Raw genomic sequence first — 15011 nt, 5'->3', positions numbered from 1 at the left:
TAAGAGTGCGGTTGGGCTAAGCGAACTCCCCTTGCAGCGATCGCTCTCGAAACCAGGACTCTCTTCAAAGCAACTCTAAAATCATGAACACAAGTACTATTTTTCGACGAAACTAAACTTTCTAATTTAACTATCTATGGATTTGCTGGGGAATTTATGTCCTTGGTCATCTGCCGAAATTCATTGGGAGTATTAGCCGCAGCGGCTCCCGTACCCGTTTGGTTTTTATCAATGTCGCTGACGTTGTATTGTTTTGAAGCTTCGTAGTCTGCGTCTACATCGATTTCTGGTGTTTTCTCTGTTCCCTCTTCCATATTCTGAGCTGCTAATTCAGCTTCTTGTCCTACAGCCTGCTTCGGATCTACTTTCAGTTCTTCCGTCATTGTCAACTCCTATTGTTTTTGCACTTTTTAAATTGTCTACCTCATCGTACCAAGGCCGATCCCCATAGCTTTAGACTCTTTAGAGATATCTTTTATCTCTATATAAAGGAAGATATATTTAGCCCTGTCCACTTGAGTGAACTCTTTCTATTGGATGGCGATTTGTATTAGAAAATTTTGATAATTCTAAAGTTTGAACGCATTCATCTATTATTTAATATGTCTCCAGCTCAAGAAACAACTCGTTCCTCAGCCCGTTCCGAAGGTACCAAAAAAGTAGTGCAATCGTTTGACGGCTTAAGCACCGATGATAAACTGGCGCTGCTCTACTATGTTTATAAAAAAATGGGGGACTCTATTACAGCTGCTGCTCCCACTGCCGCTAACCCAGAAATGGCTCCTCGGTTGTTAGGAGAATTTTTTGAAATGTCTAATGAGGCTCAGCTAGCGGTTATGCGATCAATTGTTAACCGTGAACAGACAGATCTATCTCGTGCCTACGGGGCGCTGACCGAGAACAATCAGTTACTAGTCTGGTATGCTTGGGCTGTGGCAATGGGTGATACTGTAGTAGATATACCCAGTGACTATCAACCTAATCAATCGATCAACGATACCCTTTCCCAAATTGAAGGACTTGACTTTGAGGGACAAATTTCACTGTTGCGCAACATAGCTGGCAATATGGGCTACAGCGATGTCAAGCCGATTCCAACGCAGGCGGAGACGGGTAAGACCTCCAGCCTTTAGGATAGAGAGAATTATTCGACAAGCGCTTGACATCGGTCTGTTATTTAAGCATCTGGTCGAACAATCCTAGATAAGGTGTTCAACAGGGCTCTTACTAGAGCCTAGTTGGGCACTCTTTTTTCTATTCGACTCCTGATCCATAAACTGCCTCAAATTTTCATCTTACTTGGCTTACCTCCCCTTAACCCCGCTACTCATTTATGGGCTGAAAGTCCTACACCAGCTAATCTGTTTGTAAATGCCTCCTATTTTTCCTCTTGAAAAAATTTCTCAATAAAATCCTGGGGTTTTTCAAACCCTATACTTTTTTAAAGCTGTGATTGAGGACATAAAAAATGTTCTTGATTAGCGAACCTCGGCATTTAAACACATAGATTAGGAGGTATGAAAATGACCATTAACACAGCCAAGCTTGAGAGCATTCTCCAAAATTTTGTCACGGGTGCAAGCGATGTCCAGGGGGCGGCTCTTGTTTCTCCTGACGGGCTCCCTTTAGCATCGAGCTTACCGGGCGAGATGGATGAAGAACGAGTATCAGCTATGTCAGCTGCCATGCTGTCCTTGGGTGAGCGCATCGGCAGTGAATTGGCTAGAGGCTTTCTAGACCGTATCTTTGTTGAGGGCGATCAAGGCTATGGTATCCTCACTAACTGTGGCGAGTATGCCGTCTTACTCGTCTTAGCGAGTAAGGCCGCTAAACAAGGAGTACTGATGCTGGAAATTAAGCGCGTTATTCCTGAGTTGAAGGCAGCTTTAAACTAAAGCAAGCTGTTCGTCCTTCAGTCCTCAGCCTTGAATTCGGAATTGTACTCAAACTGTTACCCAAGAAGGCAGATGAGCCAGCTGTAAGTCACTTGCTGGCTCCTGGGTCACCGAGTAGATTTTGTTGTACCAGGTTAGGCTAGGACTCAATCATTACCATGTCACTAGCCGCCAATGGCATCGTTAAAAAATTATCTGAAAATTGGTGAATTGTGTCGTGATTGTGGGAACACTAGTGTTAAGGCAGCTTTAACTAAGATGATTGCCGAGACTCGAGGCTTTACCACCCCGGACGCGAGCGGTATCGTTGTGAGCAAAATCATCACCTATTCGACTGTAATTTAAATTGAAAACTTAGATAGTTATCATAAGCTTAGATGCTAAACCGAAGACAACGTAACAAAAAGTTGATATTTCTTCACATTAATTTGAGAATAAGAGAAGATTAACCTATTTTCGCCCAATCCTTAGAAAGACGTGAAAAACGATGGCAATTACGAGTAGTTTGTCAGAATTTTCCCTACCGGAACTCTTTCAATTCCTCGATCAAGGTAGTAAAACTGGATTGCTCACTCTTCGATTTCAGCTTGATCCTAGCCAAGAGCCAAGAGTTCGACATGCCCTAATTCACCAGGGTCGTATTGTCGCGGTTACCAAGCGTCTGGATCAGCAGTGCTTACTTGCGATGATTTGTCAACGGGGCTGGATCAGCCCTGAAGTGATACGTGAACAGGTTAATCGCTGTCCTGCTAATATACCTATTGGTCTTTATTTAAAGACACAAGGGTTTTTGCAACCAGAGCAGTTGAGGCTGCTGTTCCATGCCCAAGTGCTTCAGCAAGTTTGTGCTTTATTTCGGCTCAAAGATGCTCGGTTTAAATTTGACTCAAAAGCAACTCTACCAACAACAGAAATGACGGGCTTAAGCCTTAGTGCGACGGAAGCAACACTGATGGGTCTGCGAGTGTTGCGAGACTGGAGGTCATTGGCAGACAAGCTACCCGAACCCACTTCAGCCCTATCGAGGGTGGTGATCGGCAAGCGTCACTTACGGCTAGATTCTCTAGAAGGTCGGCTGTGGCAATTAGCGAATGGCTCTGTTCCTCTGAATACGATCGCAAGCCAATTTAAACAACCTATAGAAATTATTCAGCAGACCGCTTTTCGGCTCATCAGCGTAGGTTTAGTTGCAGAAGTACCCATGATTGCTCCCTCTCGGTCTAGAGTTTCAGGAGACGAGGTGCTAGACGTCACAGTGCCGACAGAGAGTAGCAAGGATAATCCGGGTCAAGCCCTCAGCAATTCCTTCGTGCAAAACTTGCTAGGTTTCCTGAGGAGCAAGTAAGCGTGGAAATCATGCGTCTGGTTGTGACCGGGACAGTGGGTGCCGGGAAGTCCACGTTTATCCGTTCCGTCAGTGAGATCGCTGTCGTCGATACAGATCGTATAGCGACAGGCCCAGCTGCCGAAATCAAGACAAGAACAACAGTGGCTATGGATTTTGGACGCCTGCAATTTGCTCCGGGAATGGCAATGCACCTGTATGGCACCCCAGGACAATCTCGCTTCGATTTCATGTGGGATATCCTGATTCGTCGAGCTCACGCTTACGTACTTTTAGTGGCAGCCCATCGCCCCAGTGATTTTCGCTTGGCTCGTCGAATTCTCGCTTTTATGAATCAGCGGGTAGAAATTCCTCTGCTCATTGGTCTAACCCATATGGACTGTGAGGGAGCCTGGTCTGTAGAAAATGTGGCGCTTGCTTTGGGCTTTGTCGATGAGAAAAATCGGCCTCCTTTCGTAACACTCAATGCCAATCAGAAAGAATCCGTAATTAATGCATTAATTGTTTTGTTAGAACATTTTATGCAAAGTTCGGCAGTTTAATTTTTGTGTAAAATTCAGCGTTTTTTATTAGTTTTTACTTAGGTTATTAAACATCATTACCTATTAACCTTGGTTGTTGACGCCCAGCTTGAAAACTTCAGGCTTTTGTTGAGCTAGTTTCGTGCTGCAAGCAACACAGTACACATCTCAGTCTAATTGTCTAATTTCCACTTCTAAACTAAATAAGTAAATTGATTTTGTATACCCTATCACTATAGCCCAGTGCTGGGCAGGCCAAAAAAAGTATCAGGAATTTACAAAATTAAACTTCTTAATTATTCCGTAATTATAATTACAGGTAAGTCGGCTAAGATATCAAAAACTCAGGTTGAGGTAGTGAGTCCTATAGTCATAGCGTTAAGGGAGCCAAATCCCTAAACTTTCAACAGACGATTGCTCCATCTCAGCCCATTCTTCAGAATCAGGGCGTTCTATTTCGTCAGGAACAGGAAAAGTGCTAGCCAGTGTCTCAGATTTCATTGTTCTAAACCTGCCAAGCTGTATAAATACCTATTGCCCTTCCAGGTTCGATCAACTCAATGATAGAGGAATTCCTCAACTCTGCGAGGGAAAATGTCAGCACGCCAATCCTTAGTTGACTGAATCCTTGGTCTAAAAGGAGCCAGTTTCCGGTTAGACAAGGCAGGGGTCATCTAAAAACAACTTTGCTATTTTAAGCAATTTTTTCTCTAAAAATGTCTAACCTTTTTCTAAAAAAACTAAGAATTTGAGGATATGTCTTGGGTAATAAATGGCTCTAGAGCAAAGAACTCCCTGTCTCTATCGAGAGATTGATGCAGAAAACAGCGAAGCCTATATTAATATTACGTAATGTTAAGAAGATTGTTGAGCTACCTATGCCATTACTGATTTCTTAGTTAACTCTGTGTCTTTTAGCCTTCGATTAAACAGCCATGTCCATTACAGGTCATCTATCAGACTTTTCCTTACCCGAAATCTTTCAGTTGCTCGAAAAAGGGCACAAAACTGGGTTGCTCACACTACACCCAGAGTTGAGCGCCCAAGAGAAGCCCCAATCTCATTACATTTGGGTGTACCAGGGTCGTATCGTGGCAGCCTCTAATCGGCTCGATCAGCAGGGTTTAGTTTCGTTGATCGATCAACGCCAGTGGGTCAGCGATCGCGTATTTGATAAATTAGTCCATTGGTGCTGCCCAATCAATGAACCTTTGGGATTATACCTCAAAAATCAAGGGGTTTTACAAGCCAAACAACTGAAACGGCTATTCCAATTTCAGGTCTTGAGCGGGGTGTGTGCCTTGCTGCAATTCAAGGAGGCGGAATTTAAATTTGAGCCGAACGTACCAATCCCGACACGAGAAATGACGGGTTTTAGTGTACTGGCAACAGAAGCCGTATTAGCGGGGCTACGCGTACTACAGAACTGGGATGCCTTGGTCGATCAACTACCTGATCCGAATGGAGGGTTGGTCAGTATCATTGCAGGTCAACCGACCTATCGCTTAGATACCCTAGAGTGGCAAGTTTGGGAGTACACCAAAGGCACCATGTCTCTGGGAGCGATCGCACGACAGCTGAGACTCCCCGTAGAAAAAGTACAACAAGTCGCATTCCGGCTCATTACCATCGGTTTAGCCGAAGAAGTGCCCTTGCTTGTTGGCACTCTACCCACTCAAGAAGTAGAACCCTTACCCGCACAAGTCCTCGAAGACGAGGAAAAACAAAACGTCAGTCCCTCATTTGTGCAAAGCTTAGTAGGGTTCTTGCGTAGCAAAGTGGTAACTCAGCCCACCCTCAGTAATTGTTAATGGGTTATGGATAAGAGCTTTTCCGGATTACTGAGATGCTCCTACGTCGTTATGACTTTGCTATTACTAATCACCCATTAGCACGAAGTACACTCAGTTAAGAGACTGCCACCTGAGTGATTTCTGCGGGAGTCAGATGGGAATGTATCACCTCGCCGTCACGGAACCAAACGATGCGCTTGGTTAAACGCGCCACCTCTGGCTCATGCGTGACCATCACAACCGTAATCCCACTCGTATTGAGTTCGGTGAAGATATCCATGACTTCCTGAGTGGTACGAGAATCTAACGCTCCTGTCGGTTCATCGGCTAAAACTAAGACAGGTTTATTCACAATCGCACGGGCGATCGCTACCCGTTGTTGCTGACCCCCAGACAGCTGATTTGGTTTATTATTCAGACGGTTTTCTAACCCCACCCGTTTCAGAGCCGCTGTTGCACGCTCCCGTCGTTCAGCATTGGGGACACCCGCATAAACCATTGGTAACATCACATTTTCTAGCGCTGTCAATTGAGCCAACAAGTGGAATTGCTGGAAGACAAAGCCAATTTTGAGATTCCGAATCTTGGCTAACTCAGCATCAGCGAGTCCAGAGACATCGACTCCATCTAGGTAATAATGACCCGATGTCGGGCGGTCAAGACAACCGATAATATTCATGGCTGTGGATTTACCTGAACCGGATGCTCCCATAATGGAGCAATACTCCCCTTCCTCCACAATCAGGTTGACGCCGTTGAGGGCGCGAACTTCGGTATTGCCGATTCCGTAAACTTTAAAGATATCCTCTAGGCGGATTACGACAGGTTTTCTGGGAGACTCAAAAACGGCTGAGTGGAGGTTGAGTTTATTGTCCATATTAAGCGCTTCTAAGAGCAACAATCGGGTCAAGTTTCGCCGCCCGCCGTGCTGGTACGACGCCAAAGAATAAACCAATGCCACCGGACACACTGACAGACAAAAGAATTGCCACAGGGGAAATTCCTGCTTTCAGGGGGCCAACCATCGCAACCAGCTGAATTACGCTAATTCCCAACGCTGTCCCGATGATGCCACCTGCCGCAGAGAGAATCACGGCCTCAATCAGGAACTGAATCAAGATGTCTCGTTCTTGAGCGCCGATCGCTTTTCTCAGTCCGATTTCCTGGGTACGCTCCGTGACTGAGACTAGCATGATGTTCATTACACCAATACCCCCTACGAGCAGAGAAATTGCCGCGATCGCTGCCAAAAGTAGCGTGAGTCCGCCAGTAATCGTGCCGACAATCTTGAGAACATCCTTCTGAGTTCTCACGGTAAAATCATCCTCATCCGTGATTTTGTGCCGCAGTCGCAGCAAGTTCTCAATTTGAAACTGAGCCGCCCCAATGCTGTCTTGATTTTTGGCAGTGGCGGAGATGAACGTTAGCTCTAACCCGTAGGGAGACGTTCGTCCCACGATTCGATTCGCCATTGTCGTGAGGGGAATGAAGGCGGTGTCATCCTGATTGTCTCCCAAGAAAGCCCCTTTCGGCTCCATCACCCCAATCACCTGAAAGGATACATTTTTTATCCGAATTGTCTGCCCAATGGGGTCACTATTTCCAAATAGTTTCTCCGCCACGTCAGCGCCCAAAGCTACAACTTGGTTATTCCGCTCTAAGTCTAAATTCGTGATAAACCGACCCCTAGCAACATCAAAGTTCCTAACGACGAGAAATTCCGGTGTTGTGCCAGTAATCGCCGTGTTGGTGTTTCTGTTGCGGTAGGTAACTAAAAGTCTGGAATTAATCTGAGGAGCAACTTCTTTAATAGAAGGGACTTGAGTTGCGATTGCTTTGGCATCGGCGAGCACCAGCGTCTTCGGTAGGTTCAATGTCGTGTTCCGAGTTTGTTGAGAACCGGGAACAATAAACAGGAGGTTCGGACCAAGAGTCTCAAACTGCTCAGAAGCTAACCTTTGGGCACCTTGTCCAATTCCCACCATTGCAATCACTGAAGCATTACCAATAATAATGCCCAACATTGTTAAGCTACTACGCAGTTTGTTAGCCACTAGCGTAGTTCCTGCCATTTTTATACTTTCTAATAAATCCATATCTTCATTAACTAAAAATTAAAATATAGTAATCCTCAATCATTGGCAACACACTTTATTTCTTCTCTCTATGTTCTCTGTGCCTCTGTGGTTTGTAAAAAAGGTTCCTTACCAATCAAATAGGATTATGCTAGAAAGATTTTATAATTTAACCCTGTTTTTACTTCATATTTCATCCTTGAGAACGCTTATTTCTTCTCTTGATTCTTTTTCCGTTGAAAATCTTCAGGTGGCTCAAGAAATACCCGTTCGCCCTGTCGCAATCCCCCCAAAATCTGATATTTCTCTTGAATCTGTTGCCCAATCGTCACTGGTTTCCACTTCGGTTTATTATTCTCATCGGGCACCAAGACACCCTTTTCGCCCCCCTTTTGAGTGACAATCGCCACGACAGGGACAACCAAGGCATTGCTGACCTTTTCGCCCAAAAAGGCGAGTTTAACATTCATGCCCGATCGCAGCTCGTTTTGACCCGTTAAAAGCGCCACCCGCACCTCAAAAGACGTGACATTTTGATCAATCACGGCTTCTGGTGCTACACGTTGTACGCGACCTTTAAAGACTTTGCCAGGAAAGGCGTCTGCCTCAAACTCCACCTGTTGTCCAGGTTTGATTTGTCCGATGTCAGCCTCTGGAACCTTGGCGACGATTTCCAGCCCTTTAGCCAGTGCCACAATTGAAGTTGAAGTGGCTGAAGTATTACTGGACGCTGAGGTGGTTGGGGTAACGAAGGCTCCTTCGGTTGCGTATTTTTGCGTCACAATTCCGGCAAAGGGCGCACGAATACTCGTGTCTTGTAGTTGGACTTGCACGGATATCACATCGGCTTTCGCCGCATCAACCGCTGCTTTGAGCTGAGCAATTTCCTGGGGACGCTTCCCGTGTTGTAACTGCTCTACATTAAAGCGTGATTCGGCTACAGCCGCCTCGAGTTGGTCAATTTCTGGCCTTTTGGTGTTTCGCTGCTGCTCTAAACGCCGTTGTGTTTCTTGTAGATTGGCTTGGGCGTTCCGCTCTTCGGTTAGGGCTTCATCCCGCCTATCTAGGGACACAGCGCCTTGTGAGGCTAAATTGCGATAGCGATCGGCTCTCAGTTTAGCCAGGGCTAATCGTGATTGGGCGGCTTCGATTTGCGCCCTGACTTGCTCAATTTCTTGGGGATTTCCACCCCGCGCTGACTCCAGTCGAGCTTGAGCTTGCAATAGACGAGCTTTGGCTTGGTTAATTTCTTCCGGACGACTCCCCGCCTGCGCCTCGGCTAAAGTGGCTTGTGCTTTATTGAGGTTGGCTTGAGCTTGAGCTAATCGCGCTTGCAATTCCGCATTTTCCATCAGTGCGATTTGTTGCCCAGCCTGGACGCGATCGCCCTGTTCCACAAACAACTTGGCTAAACGACCAGAGGTTTTGGGGCTAAGGTTCACATTTTGAATCGGTACCACAGTCCCACTGATATCGGTAATCCGCAGCGTTAGAGTTTCGGCTTGTACGGGTACGGTTAGTTTGTTGAGGTCGATTTTAGGTTTCCTCGCCTCCAGAGCCAAGTGAGTTGCACCACCGACGCCCAAAATGCCAACGGTTACCAGCCCTATGAGCCAAGAGGGCGGTTGTTTGACTTTACCGATTAGTGGAAGTTCCATGTAATGCTGCTTTCCCATCCGGCTGTAAACAGAGATCGGTAGTTAGGAGTTGGGTATCTAATCCGCTGGGCTCTACTCGCTAGAACTCCCTCGAATCAAAAGACAGTACTCCGCTCACCGCTAGACGTTTTCCCTGTCCGATCGCGCTACTCAACTTTACCTTTCTTTATATTAGCGGTTTCAATCGAACGTCCCGCTTACTCTAGCCAACCCCTGACTGTACGGAATTTCCAAGAAAAAAGAGCTGATTGCGGTAGCTTCTCAAACTTGACAAAATTTGACTTTTTTGAGCATTTCTTTTTGAAGAAAAGGCTATCATGATAGGTTTGAGTGTTCCTTTGCCTAGCTTGGCTGTTTCCATCGGGCTGCCACTTCCTCCAATTGGTTCATCCCATCGGGTGAAAAGGCAGCGGCTCGGTTTGTTTCCAGCAAGTGAGTCCCTAATCCCTAGTGATCCTAATTTCCACTAGAGCTTTAGGGAGGAGGAACTTCAAGTTCCCTCGTTCGGTTAAGGCAAATTTTTGGTTAAGATTTCAGCCACAATCCCATCGATTATGCGCTAATTTAGCTGAAGATCCTTTCCTTGTTGTCTTTAGAGGCTGCACCGTGCCCAAGCATATTCCTTTAATTTCTATTTTTCTTCTTCTGGGTTTAGTGAGTGCGCAAGCACCGGTTGCTGGACAGGCTCTCGTGCCCTACGCCCTTCAGCTGGATTCAAAGCAACTAGAGCAGCAGGGCTTGAATCTAGCTCAGGATGCGGTTCAGTTGGTACGCTTCCAGCAATATGAACTGGCGATGCCTAGAGCGGAGCTAGCAACTCAACTGGCCCCCAAAGCTTTTCAAACCTGGTTTATTTTGGGGAGTTTGTATGTGCAAAACAAAGAGTTTGATAAAGGAATTAAAGCCTTAGAGCAGGCTAGATCCTTAGATCCCAAAGAGGCGGGAATTTACTTTACTTTGGGGTCAGCACGTTTTCAAAAAGCCGAATATCCTAAAGCGATCGCTGAGTTGGAAGCTGGGTTAAAGATTAAACCCAATGTGCCAGAAGCCTTGTTTGACTTGGGGAATTCTTACTACATGCTCAAAGAGTATCCCAAGGCGATCGCTCAGTATGAAAAAGCTGTCGCTCAAGAAAAGAAATTTTGGCCAGCGATCAACAACATTGGTCTGGTCAAATATGAACAAGGCGATGTTCAGGGCGCGATTGAACGATGGCAAGCTGCGATCGCCATTGACGATCAAGCCGCAGAACCCAGGCTTGCAGCGGCTGTTGCGCTGTATGCTAAAGGGGATCAAGATAAGGGAATTGCGCTAGGAGAAACGGCAATCCGCATCGATAGTCGTTATGCTAACGTAGATTTCCTGAAGGAAAATCTTTGGGGTGAGCGATTGCTCTCTGAAACCCAAAAATTTCTGGCCAACCCCAAAATACAAGCCAGTATTGCCCAAAATCAAGCCTCGCCTCCAAACCTGGAACCTACCCCTCGGTAAAATCCCCAGTCGTAAAATCCCCAGTCTTGGTAAGCTTGTAGATCGGGCTTCCTCTTGAGCCCGAATAGAGTCTCTAGACAGCGGTTAGATGCTCTTGGTGGGTTGGGGGGAACCTGTTGCTCCTAAACCCTCACGAGGGCGCTTTCTGCCCCCGTTTTAGATGAAAAATCTATTCCCCTGCTTCTCCAGATCCTTTGACTCGTTTCTTGACAGCGTTCACGGGCGCTTTCTGCCCCCGTTTTAGATGAGAGAATCTATGCCCTCGACTCCCCCTATTCGTTTGTGGGAAGAGAGTACTACCTCCGAGAGACTTCTCGTCGTGTCCGGCGAATATCTTGCCGAAATGGTTGTTAAGTAGTACATATGTACTTAGTCGTTTCCGCTCAGGGGCGATCTAAGTTGAATTCGAGAGGAGGCATATCACCTCGAACGGATTAAAGTAGGCGTAGGGAACCCTATGAGGTCTCTTTCGGCAGTAAAGCCATAATCTGATCCACAAACTGTTGATGGTCAACAACCGGCTTGGAGATGTAGCCATCAGCACCACTCTGCTTGAGGAAATTTTCGCGATCGCCCTCCATAGCGTGAGCCGTAACCAAAATAATCGGTAGATTGGACGTTTGAGCATCAGCTTTTAGCATCTGGGTAATCTTAATGCCATCTACGGCCTTACCCCGGTAAACGCTGTGGGATAGGGAAACATCCATCAAGATAATGTCAGCTGCTCCAGATTGAGCAATTTGCATCACCTCTTCCACATCTTCGGTATGCTTTACATCTAAGCCGCCCCGCTTGCTGAGAATCTTAGAAAAAACACGAGCATTAATGGGATCGTCTTCTACAATCAGAACGGTTTTCATGGGCGTTGCCTTGCTGAAAGTCGTCGTTTTCAAATGTGCGATTTGATAATAAGTCTGACAGGGACTTTGTCATGTTGCCATCCTGGCAGGCACTCCGTCATCACTTGGTGGTCAGAAATTAGGGAACTTTAACTCATGGCAAAACAGCTCAACTTGCTTGCGACCGGTCAGGTCATCCCCACAGCTTTACATGCGGAGATGCAACGGTCTTATCTTGAATATGCCATGAGTGTCATTGTTGGACGGGCACTCCCCGATGTTCGCGACGGTCTCAAACCCGTTCATCGGCGTATTTTATATGCGATGCACGAATTAGGTTTAACACCAGATCGGCCTTATCGCAAGTGTGCTCGTGTTGTGGGAGACGTGTTAGGAAAATATCATCCCCACGGTGACCAAGCTGTTTATGACGCATTAGTGCGTCTGGTACAAATCTTTTCTACACGCTATCCCCTCCTCGACGGTCATGGCAACTTCGGTTCGGTGGATAATGACCCACCAGCAGCGATGCGCTATACCGAAACGCGACTTTCTCCCTTGGGTAATGAATCACTCCTCTCCGAAATTGGGGAGGCAACTGTTGATTTTATCCCCAATTTTGATAGTTCTCAGCAAGAGCCAGTGGTGCTACCGGCTCAGTTGCCGATTTTACTGCTCAATGGTTGCTCTGGGATTGCTGTGGGGATGGCAACCAATATTCCTCCTCATAACTTGGGCGAAGTCGTGGATGGACTGATTGCTTTGATTGACCATCCTAATTTATCTGACGAAAAATTAGGGGAATTGATTCCGGGCCCGGACTTTCCCACGGGAGGAGAAATTGTCGAGATTGGGGGAATTCGGGAGGCTTACAGCACAGGCCGTGGCAGCATCCTCGTGCGGGGTGTTGCTCGAATTGAAGAGATTGCAGCCGGTCGAGGGCGGCGTCAACAACGGCGCTCGGCGATTGTGGTCAATGAGCTGCCTTACCAGGTGAATAAAGCGGGTTGGATTGAGAAGGTAGCTGAACTGGTCAATCAGGGGCGCATAGAAGGAATTGCGGACTTGCGAGATGAGAGCGATCGCTCCGGGATGCGCGTGGTGATAGAACTCAAGCGAGACACTAATGTCAACACCGTTCTCAAGCAGCTATACCAGCAAACGGCGCTGCAAACAACCTTTGGCGCGATCATGCTGGCGTTAGTGGACAGGCAACCGCGCCAGCTGACGTTAAGACAGTTATTAGAGGAATTCTTAACTTTTAGAGAGGCAACCCTTACCCGGCAATATAACTATGAGCTGGAGCAGAACGAAAGACGCCTGCACATTGTCGAAGGGTTATTGACCTGTCTCCAAGCGATCGATACCGTTATTGATATCCTCAGACATGCTCCCGATGGGACGACGGCAAAGATTTCTCTGCAAAATGAGTTAAACATCACTGAAGCTCAGGCCGATGCCATACTGGCGATGCCAATGCGACGCATCACGGGTTTAGAACGGCAAAAATTGCAGACGGAGTTTGAAGAACTAACGGCGAGGATTGGTCAGTTGCGGCGATTACTCAACGATCGCAACGAGTTGCTCAAAGCCTTGAAAAAAGATTTGCGATCGCTCAAACGCAAGTACGCCGATCCTCGCCGGACTAGAATTATCGTCCAAGAGGTGAAAGTTAAGGCGGAGGAAGTCAGGAGTCAGGAGAAGGGAGGCAGAAGTCAGAAGTCAGAAGTCAGGAGCCAAGAGAAGGGAGAAGGGAGTCAGGAGAAGGGAAACCACAGAAGCAAGAAAAACTCCAATCAACCTACACTTCCCCTTCCGGAATTCTCTGTTGAGGATGAACAGACTATTTTGGAATTTACTCATCAAGGATGTGTGTTGCGGCAACGTGCCACATCCGACCCAAAATCAACCCGCTCCCTCAAGAAAGGGAATGATTTGGTAGTGGAGACTCTCACTACAGTCACGCGGGCGGAATTAGTAGTGATCACAAGCGGCGGAAAAGCTTATCCCGTTAAGGTTCGGGATATCCCACCCGCTGCTGGACTCCAGGCAGGCACTCCTTTAGTGAAATTGTTGCCCGATGCCGTGCAATCAGAAACCGTAGTTGCTTACTTTATCCTGCCGGATGCACCAGAAACCCTTTCGCTCATCTTGCTCACTCAACAGGGGCGAATTAAGCGTGTCCTCGCTTCTGAGTTAACGAACCTCACAATGCGGGGTACAACTGTCGCCAAGCTCAAGGACGACGACCATCTGCAATACGTCAGCCTTGCTCAACCGGGTAAGCAACTAGCCTTGGCAACAAGCAATGGACGAGTTTTGCGTTTTGAGGTCAATGATGTTCAGTTACCCCTGATGGGACGTAGCGCTCAAGGCAATCAAGCCTTGCGGCTGCGAGGTAAGGAACGGTTGGTGGGTTGCGCGACGCTTTCGGCACAAGACAATCTCTTACTCGTTTCCGAGCAAGGCTATGGCAAGCGCCTACCTGTGAGTGCAATTAGGCAGGCGAATCGGGGCGACTTGGGAACTCAAGCACTACAATTTAAGACGGCTACGGATAGTTTGGTGGGAATGATATCCGCGTCGGGAACGTCGGAAGTGGCACTGATTACTAGTGCTGAGCGGGTGGAGCGCTTACCCATGAAATCGGTGAAATTGTACGGAAAAGATGGAACAGGCGATCGCATCGTTAAACTCAAGTCAGACGAGAAAATCCTCGCCGTCACTGCGATTAATAATGACGCATGAACCCCTGTTAAAAAACTGAATTCAAGCCAAAATATCGCTCTTCTGTCAGCATCGGAAAATCACGGCTATACAAACTAAGTCGAATGGCACGACTTAAGCCAAATGGCACTGACTTAAGAACTTTCCTACTTTACCAACCAACCTTTGTGCAGGGGGTCTGGGGGAGGCACTGCCTCGAACCCCCTAGAAGGATGTCTCAACGATGTAGATTTGCAGCGAAATTTGTTGATTTATCGCTTTGGGTTTAATCCGAAAGATATTTTGGTTTTGCCCGATACAAAAGCGACACGGGAAGGAATTTTAACGGCATTTGAAGAACATTTAATTAAACAAGCCAAACCGGGAGATGTAGTGGTTTATCACTATTCCGGGCATGGTTCGCGTATCTTTGACCCAAAGCCGATTGTCGTTGAGCGAGGACAAGAAGGGCTGAATGGGACATTTGTGCCGGTGGATGGTAACTTACCTGACGGATATCCGGAGGTGGGAGGGTCTGTGAAAGATATTATGGGGCATACTTTATTCTTGCTAATGTCTGCCCTGAAAAGTGAAAATGTCACGGCTGTTTTAGATAGTTGTTTTTCAGGCGGGGCGACTAGAGATACGCGGATACGTTCTCGCGATGGTGGCAAGAATGTGCTAGTTT

Annotated in this window: 14 protein-coding genes; 8 read left to right on the top strand and 6 right to left on the bottom strand. The window is 46.9% G+C overall.

The window, feature by feature from the left end; translation table 11 throughout:
* Positions 1 to 134: 134 nt before the first annotated feature.
* Positions 135 to 383, bottom strand: coding sequence for a hypothetical protein (locus V6C93_RS18185; protein ID WP_333478084.1), 249 nt, complete (start codon positions 381 to 383; stop codon positions 135 to 137).
* 219 nt (positions 384 to 602) lie between these two features.
* Here V6C93_RS18185 and V6C93_RS18180 point away from each other — a divergent pair, with 219 nt between their 5' ends.
* From V6C93_RS18180 to V6C93_RS18165, 4 genes are all read left to right on the top strand, one after another.
* The gene (locus V6C93_RS18180; protein ID WP_333478083.1) at positions 603 to 1133 is read left to right on the top strand and encodes an orange carotenoid protein N-terminal domain-containing protein; all 531 of its coding nucleotides are present in this window, start codon (positions 603 to 605) and stop codon (positions 1131 to 1133) included.
* A gap of 390 nt (positions 1134 to 1523) precedes the next feature.
* Positions 1524 to 1895, top strand: a complete 372-nt coding sequence (locus tag V6C93_RS18175; protein ID WP_015185294.1) for a roadblock/LC7 domain-containing protein — start codon at positions 1524 to 1526, stop codon at positions 1893 to 1895.
* A gap of 487 nt (positions 1896 to 2382) precedes the next feature.
* Positions 2383 to 3240: a DUF4388 domain-containing protein gene (locus V6C93_RS18170; protein WP_333478082.1), complete on the top strand. Its 858-nt coding sequence runs from the start codon at positions 2383 to 2385 to the stop codon at positions 3238 to 3240.
* A gap of 2 nt (positions 3241 to 3242) precedes the next feature.
* The gene (locus V6C93_RS18165; RefSeq protein ID WP_349262756.1) at positions 3243 to 3782 is read left to right on the top strand and encodes a GTP-binding protein; all 540 of its coding nucleotides are present in this window, start codon (positions 3243 to 3245) and stop codon (positions 3780 to 3782) included.
* A 357-nt stretch (positions 3783 to 4139) separates the two neighbouring features.
* Here V6C93_RS18165 and V6C93_RS18160 read toward each other — a convergent pair whose 3' ends face one another.
* The gene (locus V6C93_RS18160) at positions 4140 to 4262 is read right to left on the bottom strand and encodes a hypothetical protein (protein WP_333478081.1); all 123 of its coding nucleotides are present in this window, start codon (positions 4260 to 4262) and stop codon (positions 4140 to 4142) included.
* Positions 4263 to 4696: 434 nt separating this feature from the next.
* Here V6C93_RS18160 and V6C93_RS18155 point away from each other — a divergent pair, with 434 nt between their 5' ends.
* Positions 4697 to 5572 (top strand): DUF4388 domain-containing protein, encoded by an 876-nt coding sequence (locus tag V6C93_RS18155; protein WP_333478080.1) that lies wholly within the window; start codon positions 4697 to 4699, stop codon positions 5570 to 5572.
* Between the two features lie 97 nt (positions 5573 to 5669).
* Here V6C93_RS18155 and V6C93_RS18150 read toward each other — a convergent pair whose 3' ends face one another.
* The 3 genes from V6C93_RS18150 to V6C93_RS18140 all read right to left on the bottom strand — a co-directional run bounded on the left by V6C93_RS18150 (position 5670) and on the right by V6C93_RS18140 (position 9287).
* Complete coding sequence (locus V6C93_RS18150; RefSeq protein ID WP_333478079.1) at positions 5670 to 6431, bottom strand: ABC transporter ATP-binding protein; 762 nt, start codon at positions 6429 to 6431, stop codon at positions 5670 to 5672.
* A gap of 1 nt (position 6432) precedes the next feature.
* Positions 6433 to 7650, bottom strand: coding sequence for an ABC transporter permease (locus V6C93_RS18145; protein WP_349262755.1), 1218 nt, complete (start codon positions 7648 to 7650; stop codon positions 6433 to 6435).
* A 188-nt stretch (positions 7651 to 7838) separates the two neighbouring features.
* Positions 7839 to 9287: an efflux RND transporter periplasmic adaptor subunit gene (locus V6C93_RS18140; RefSeq protein ID WP_333478077.1), complete on the bottom strand. Its 1449-nt coding sequence runs from the start codon at positions 9285 to 9287 to the stop codon at positions 7839 to 7841.
* Between the two features lie 606 nt (positions 9288 to 9893).
* Here V6C93_RS18140 and V6C93_RS18135 point away from each other — a divergent pair.
* Positions 9894 to 10778, top strand: a complete 885-nt coding sequence (locus V6C93_RS18135) for a tetratricopeptide repeat protein (RefSeq protein WP_333478076.1) — start codon at positions 9894 to 9896, stop codon at positions 10776 to 10778.
* Positions 10779 to 11233: 455 nt separating this feature from the next.
* Here the strand turns inward: V6C93_RS18135 and V6C93_RS18130 are convergent, their stop codons facing one another.
* Positions 11234 to 11638 carry a response regulator gene (locus V6C93_RS18130; RefSeq protein WP_333478075.1) on the bottom strand — a complete coding sequence of 135 codons (405 nt, stop codon included), beginning with the start codon at positions 11636 to 11638 and terminating at the stop codon, positions 11234 to 11236.
* A gap of 135 nt (positions 11639 to 11773) precedes the next feature.
* Here V6C93_RS18130 and V6C93_RS18125 point away from each other — a divergent pair, with 135 nt between their 5' ends.
* Together V6C93_RS18125 and V6C93_RS18120 are read left to right on the top strand one after the other, a co-directional pair.
* Positions 11774 to 14365, top strand: a complete 2592-nt coding sequence (locus V6C93_RS18125; protein ID WP_333478074.1) for a DNA topoisomerase (ATP-hydrolyzing) — start codon at positions 11774 to 11776, stop codon at positions 14363 to 14365.
* 144 nt (positions 14366 to 14509) lie between these two features.
* Positions 14510 to 15011, top strand: a 502-nt coding sequence (locus V6C93_RS18120) for a caspase family protein (protein WP_333478073.1), incomplete at its 3' end; no start/stop codon positions are given.

The organism is Allocoleopsis sp. (genome assembly GCF_036703385.1).
Lineage (GTDB): Bacteria > Cyanobacteriota > Cyanobacteriia > Cyanobacteriales > Coleofasciculaceae > Allocoleopsis.
This window is presented reverse-complemented; position numbering and strand designations above follow the sequence as displayed.

Excerpts from the sequence above, each read along its gene's own strand:
- V6C93_RS18175 (WP_015185294.1), top strand. The coding sequence starts at position 1,524 with ATGACCATTAACACAGCCAAGCTTGAGAGCATTCTCCAAAATTTTGTC.
- V6C93_RS18185 (WP_333478084.1), bottom strand. The coding sequence starts at position 383 with ATGACGGAAGAACTGAAAGTAGATCCGAAGCAGGCTGTAGGACAAGAA.
- V6C93_RS18155 (WP_333478080.1), top strand. The coding sequence starts at position 4,697 with ATGTCCATTACAGGTCATCTATCAGACTTTTCCTTACCCGAAATCTTT.
- V6C93_RS18140 (WP_333478077.1), bottom strand. The coding sequence starts at position 9,287 with ATGGAACTTCCACTAATCGGTAAAGTCAAACAACCGCCCTCTTGGCTC.
- V6C93_RS18145 (WP_349262755.1), bottom strand. The coding sequence starts at position 7,650 with ATGGATTTATTAGAAAGTATAAAAATGGCAGGAACTACGCTAGTGGCT.
- V6C93_RS18180 (WP_333478083.1), top strand. The coding sequence starts at position 603 with ATGTCTCCAGCTCAAGAAACAACTCGTTCCTCAGCCCGTTCCGAAGGT.
- V6C93_RS18170 (WP_333478082.1), top strand. The coding sequence starts at position 2,383 with ATGGCAATTACGAGTAGTTTGTCAGAATTTTCCCTACCGGAACTCTTT.
- V6C93_RS18130 (WP_333478075.1), bottom strand. The coding sequence starts at position 11,638 with ATGAAAACCGTTCTGATTGTAGAAGACGATCCCATTAATGCTCGTGTT.
- V6C93_RS18150 (WP_333478079.1), bottom strand. The coding sequence starts at position 6,431 with ATGGACAATAAACTCAACCTCCACTCAGCCGTTTTTGAGTCTCCCAGA.
- V6C93_RS18160 (WP_333478081.1), bottom strand. The coding sequence starts at position 4,262 with ATGAAATCTGAGACACTGGCTAGCACTTTTCCTGTTCCTGACGAAATA.
- V6C93_RS18125 (WP_333478074.1), top strand. The coding sequence starts at position 11,774 with ATGGCAAAACAGCTCAACTTGCTTGCGACCGGTCAGGTCATCCCCACA.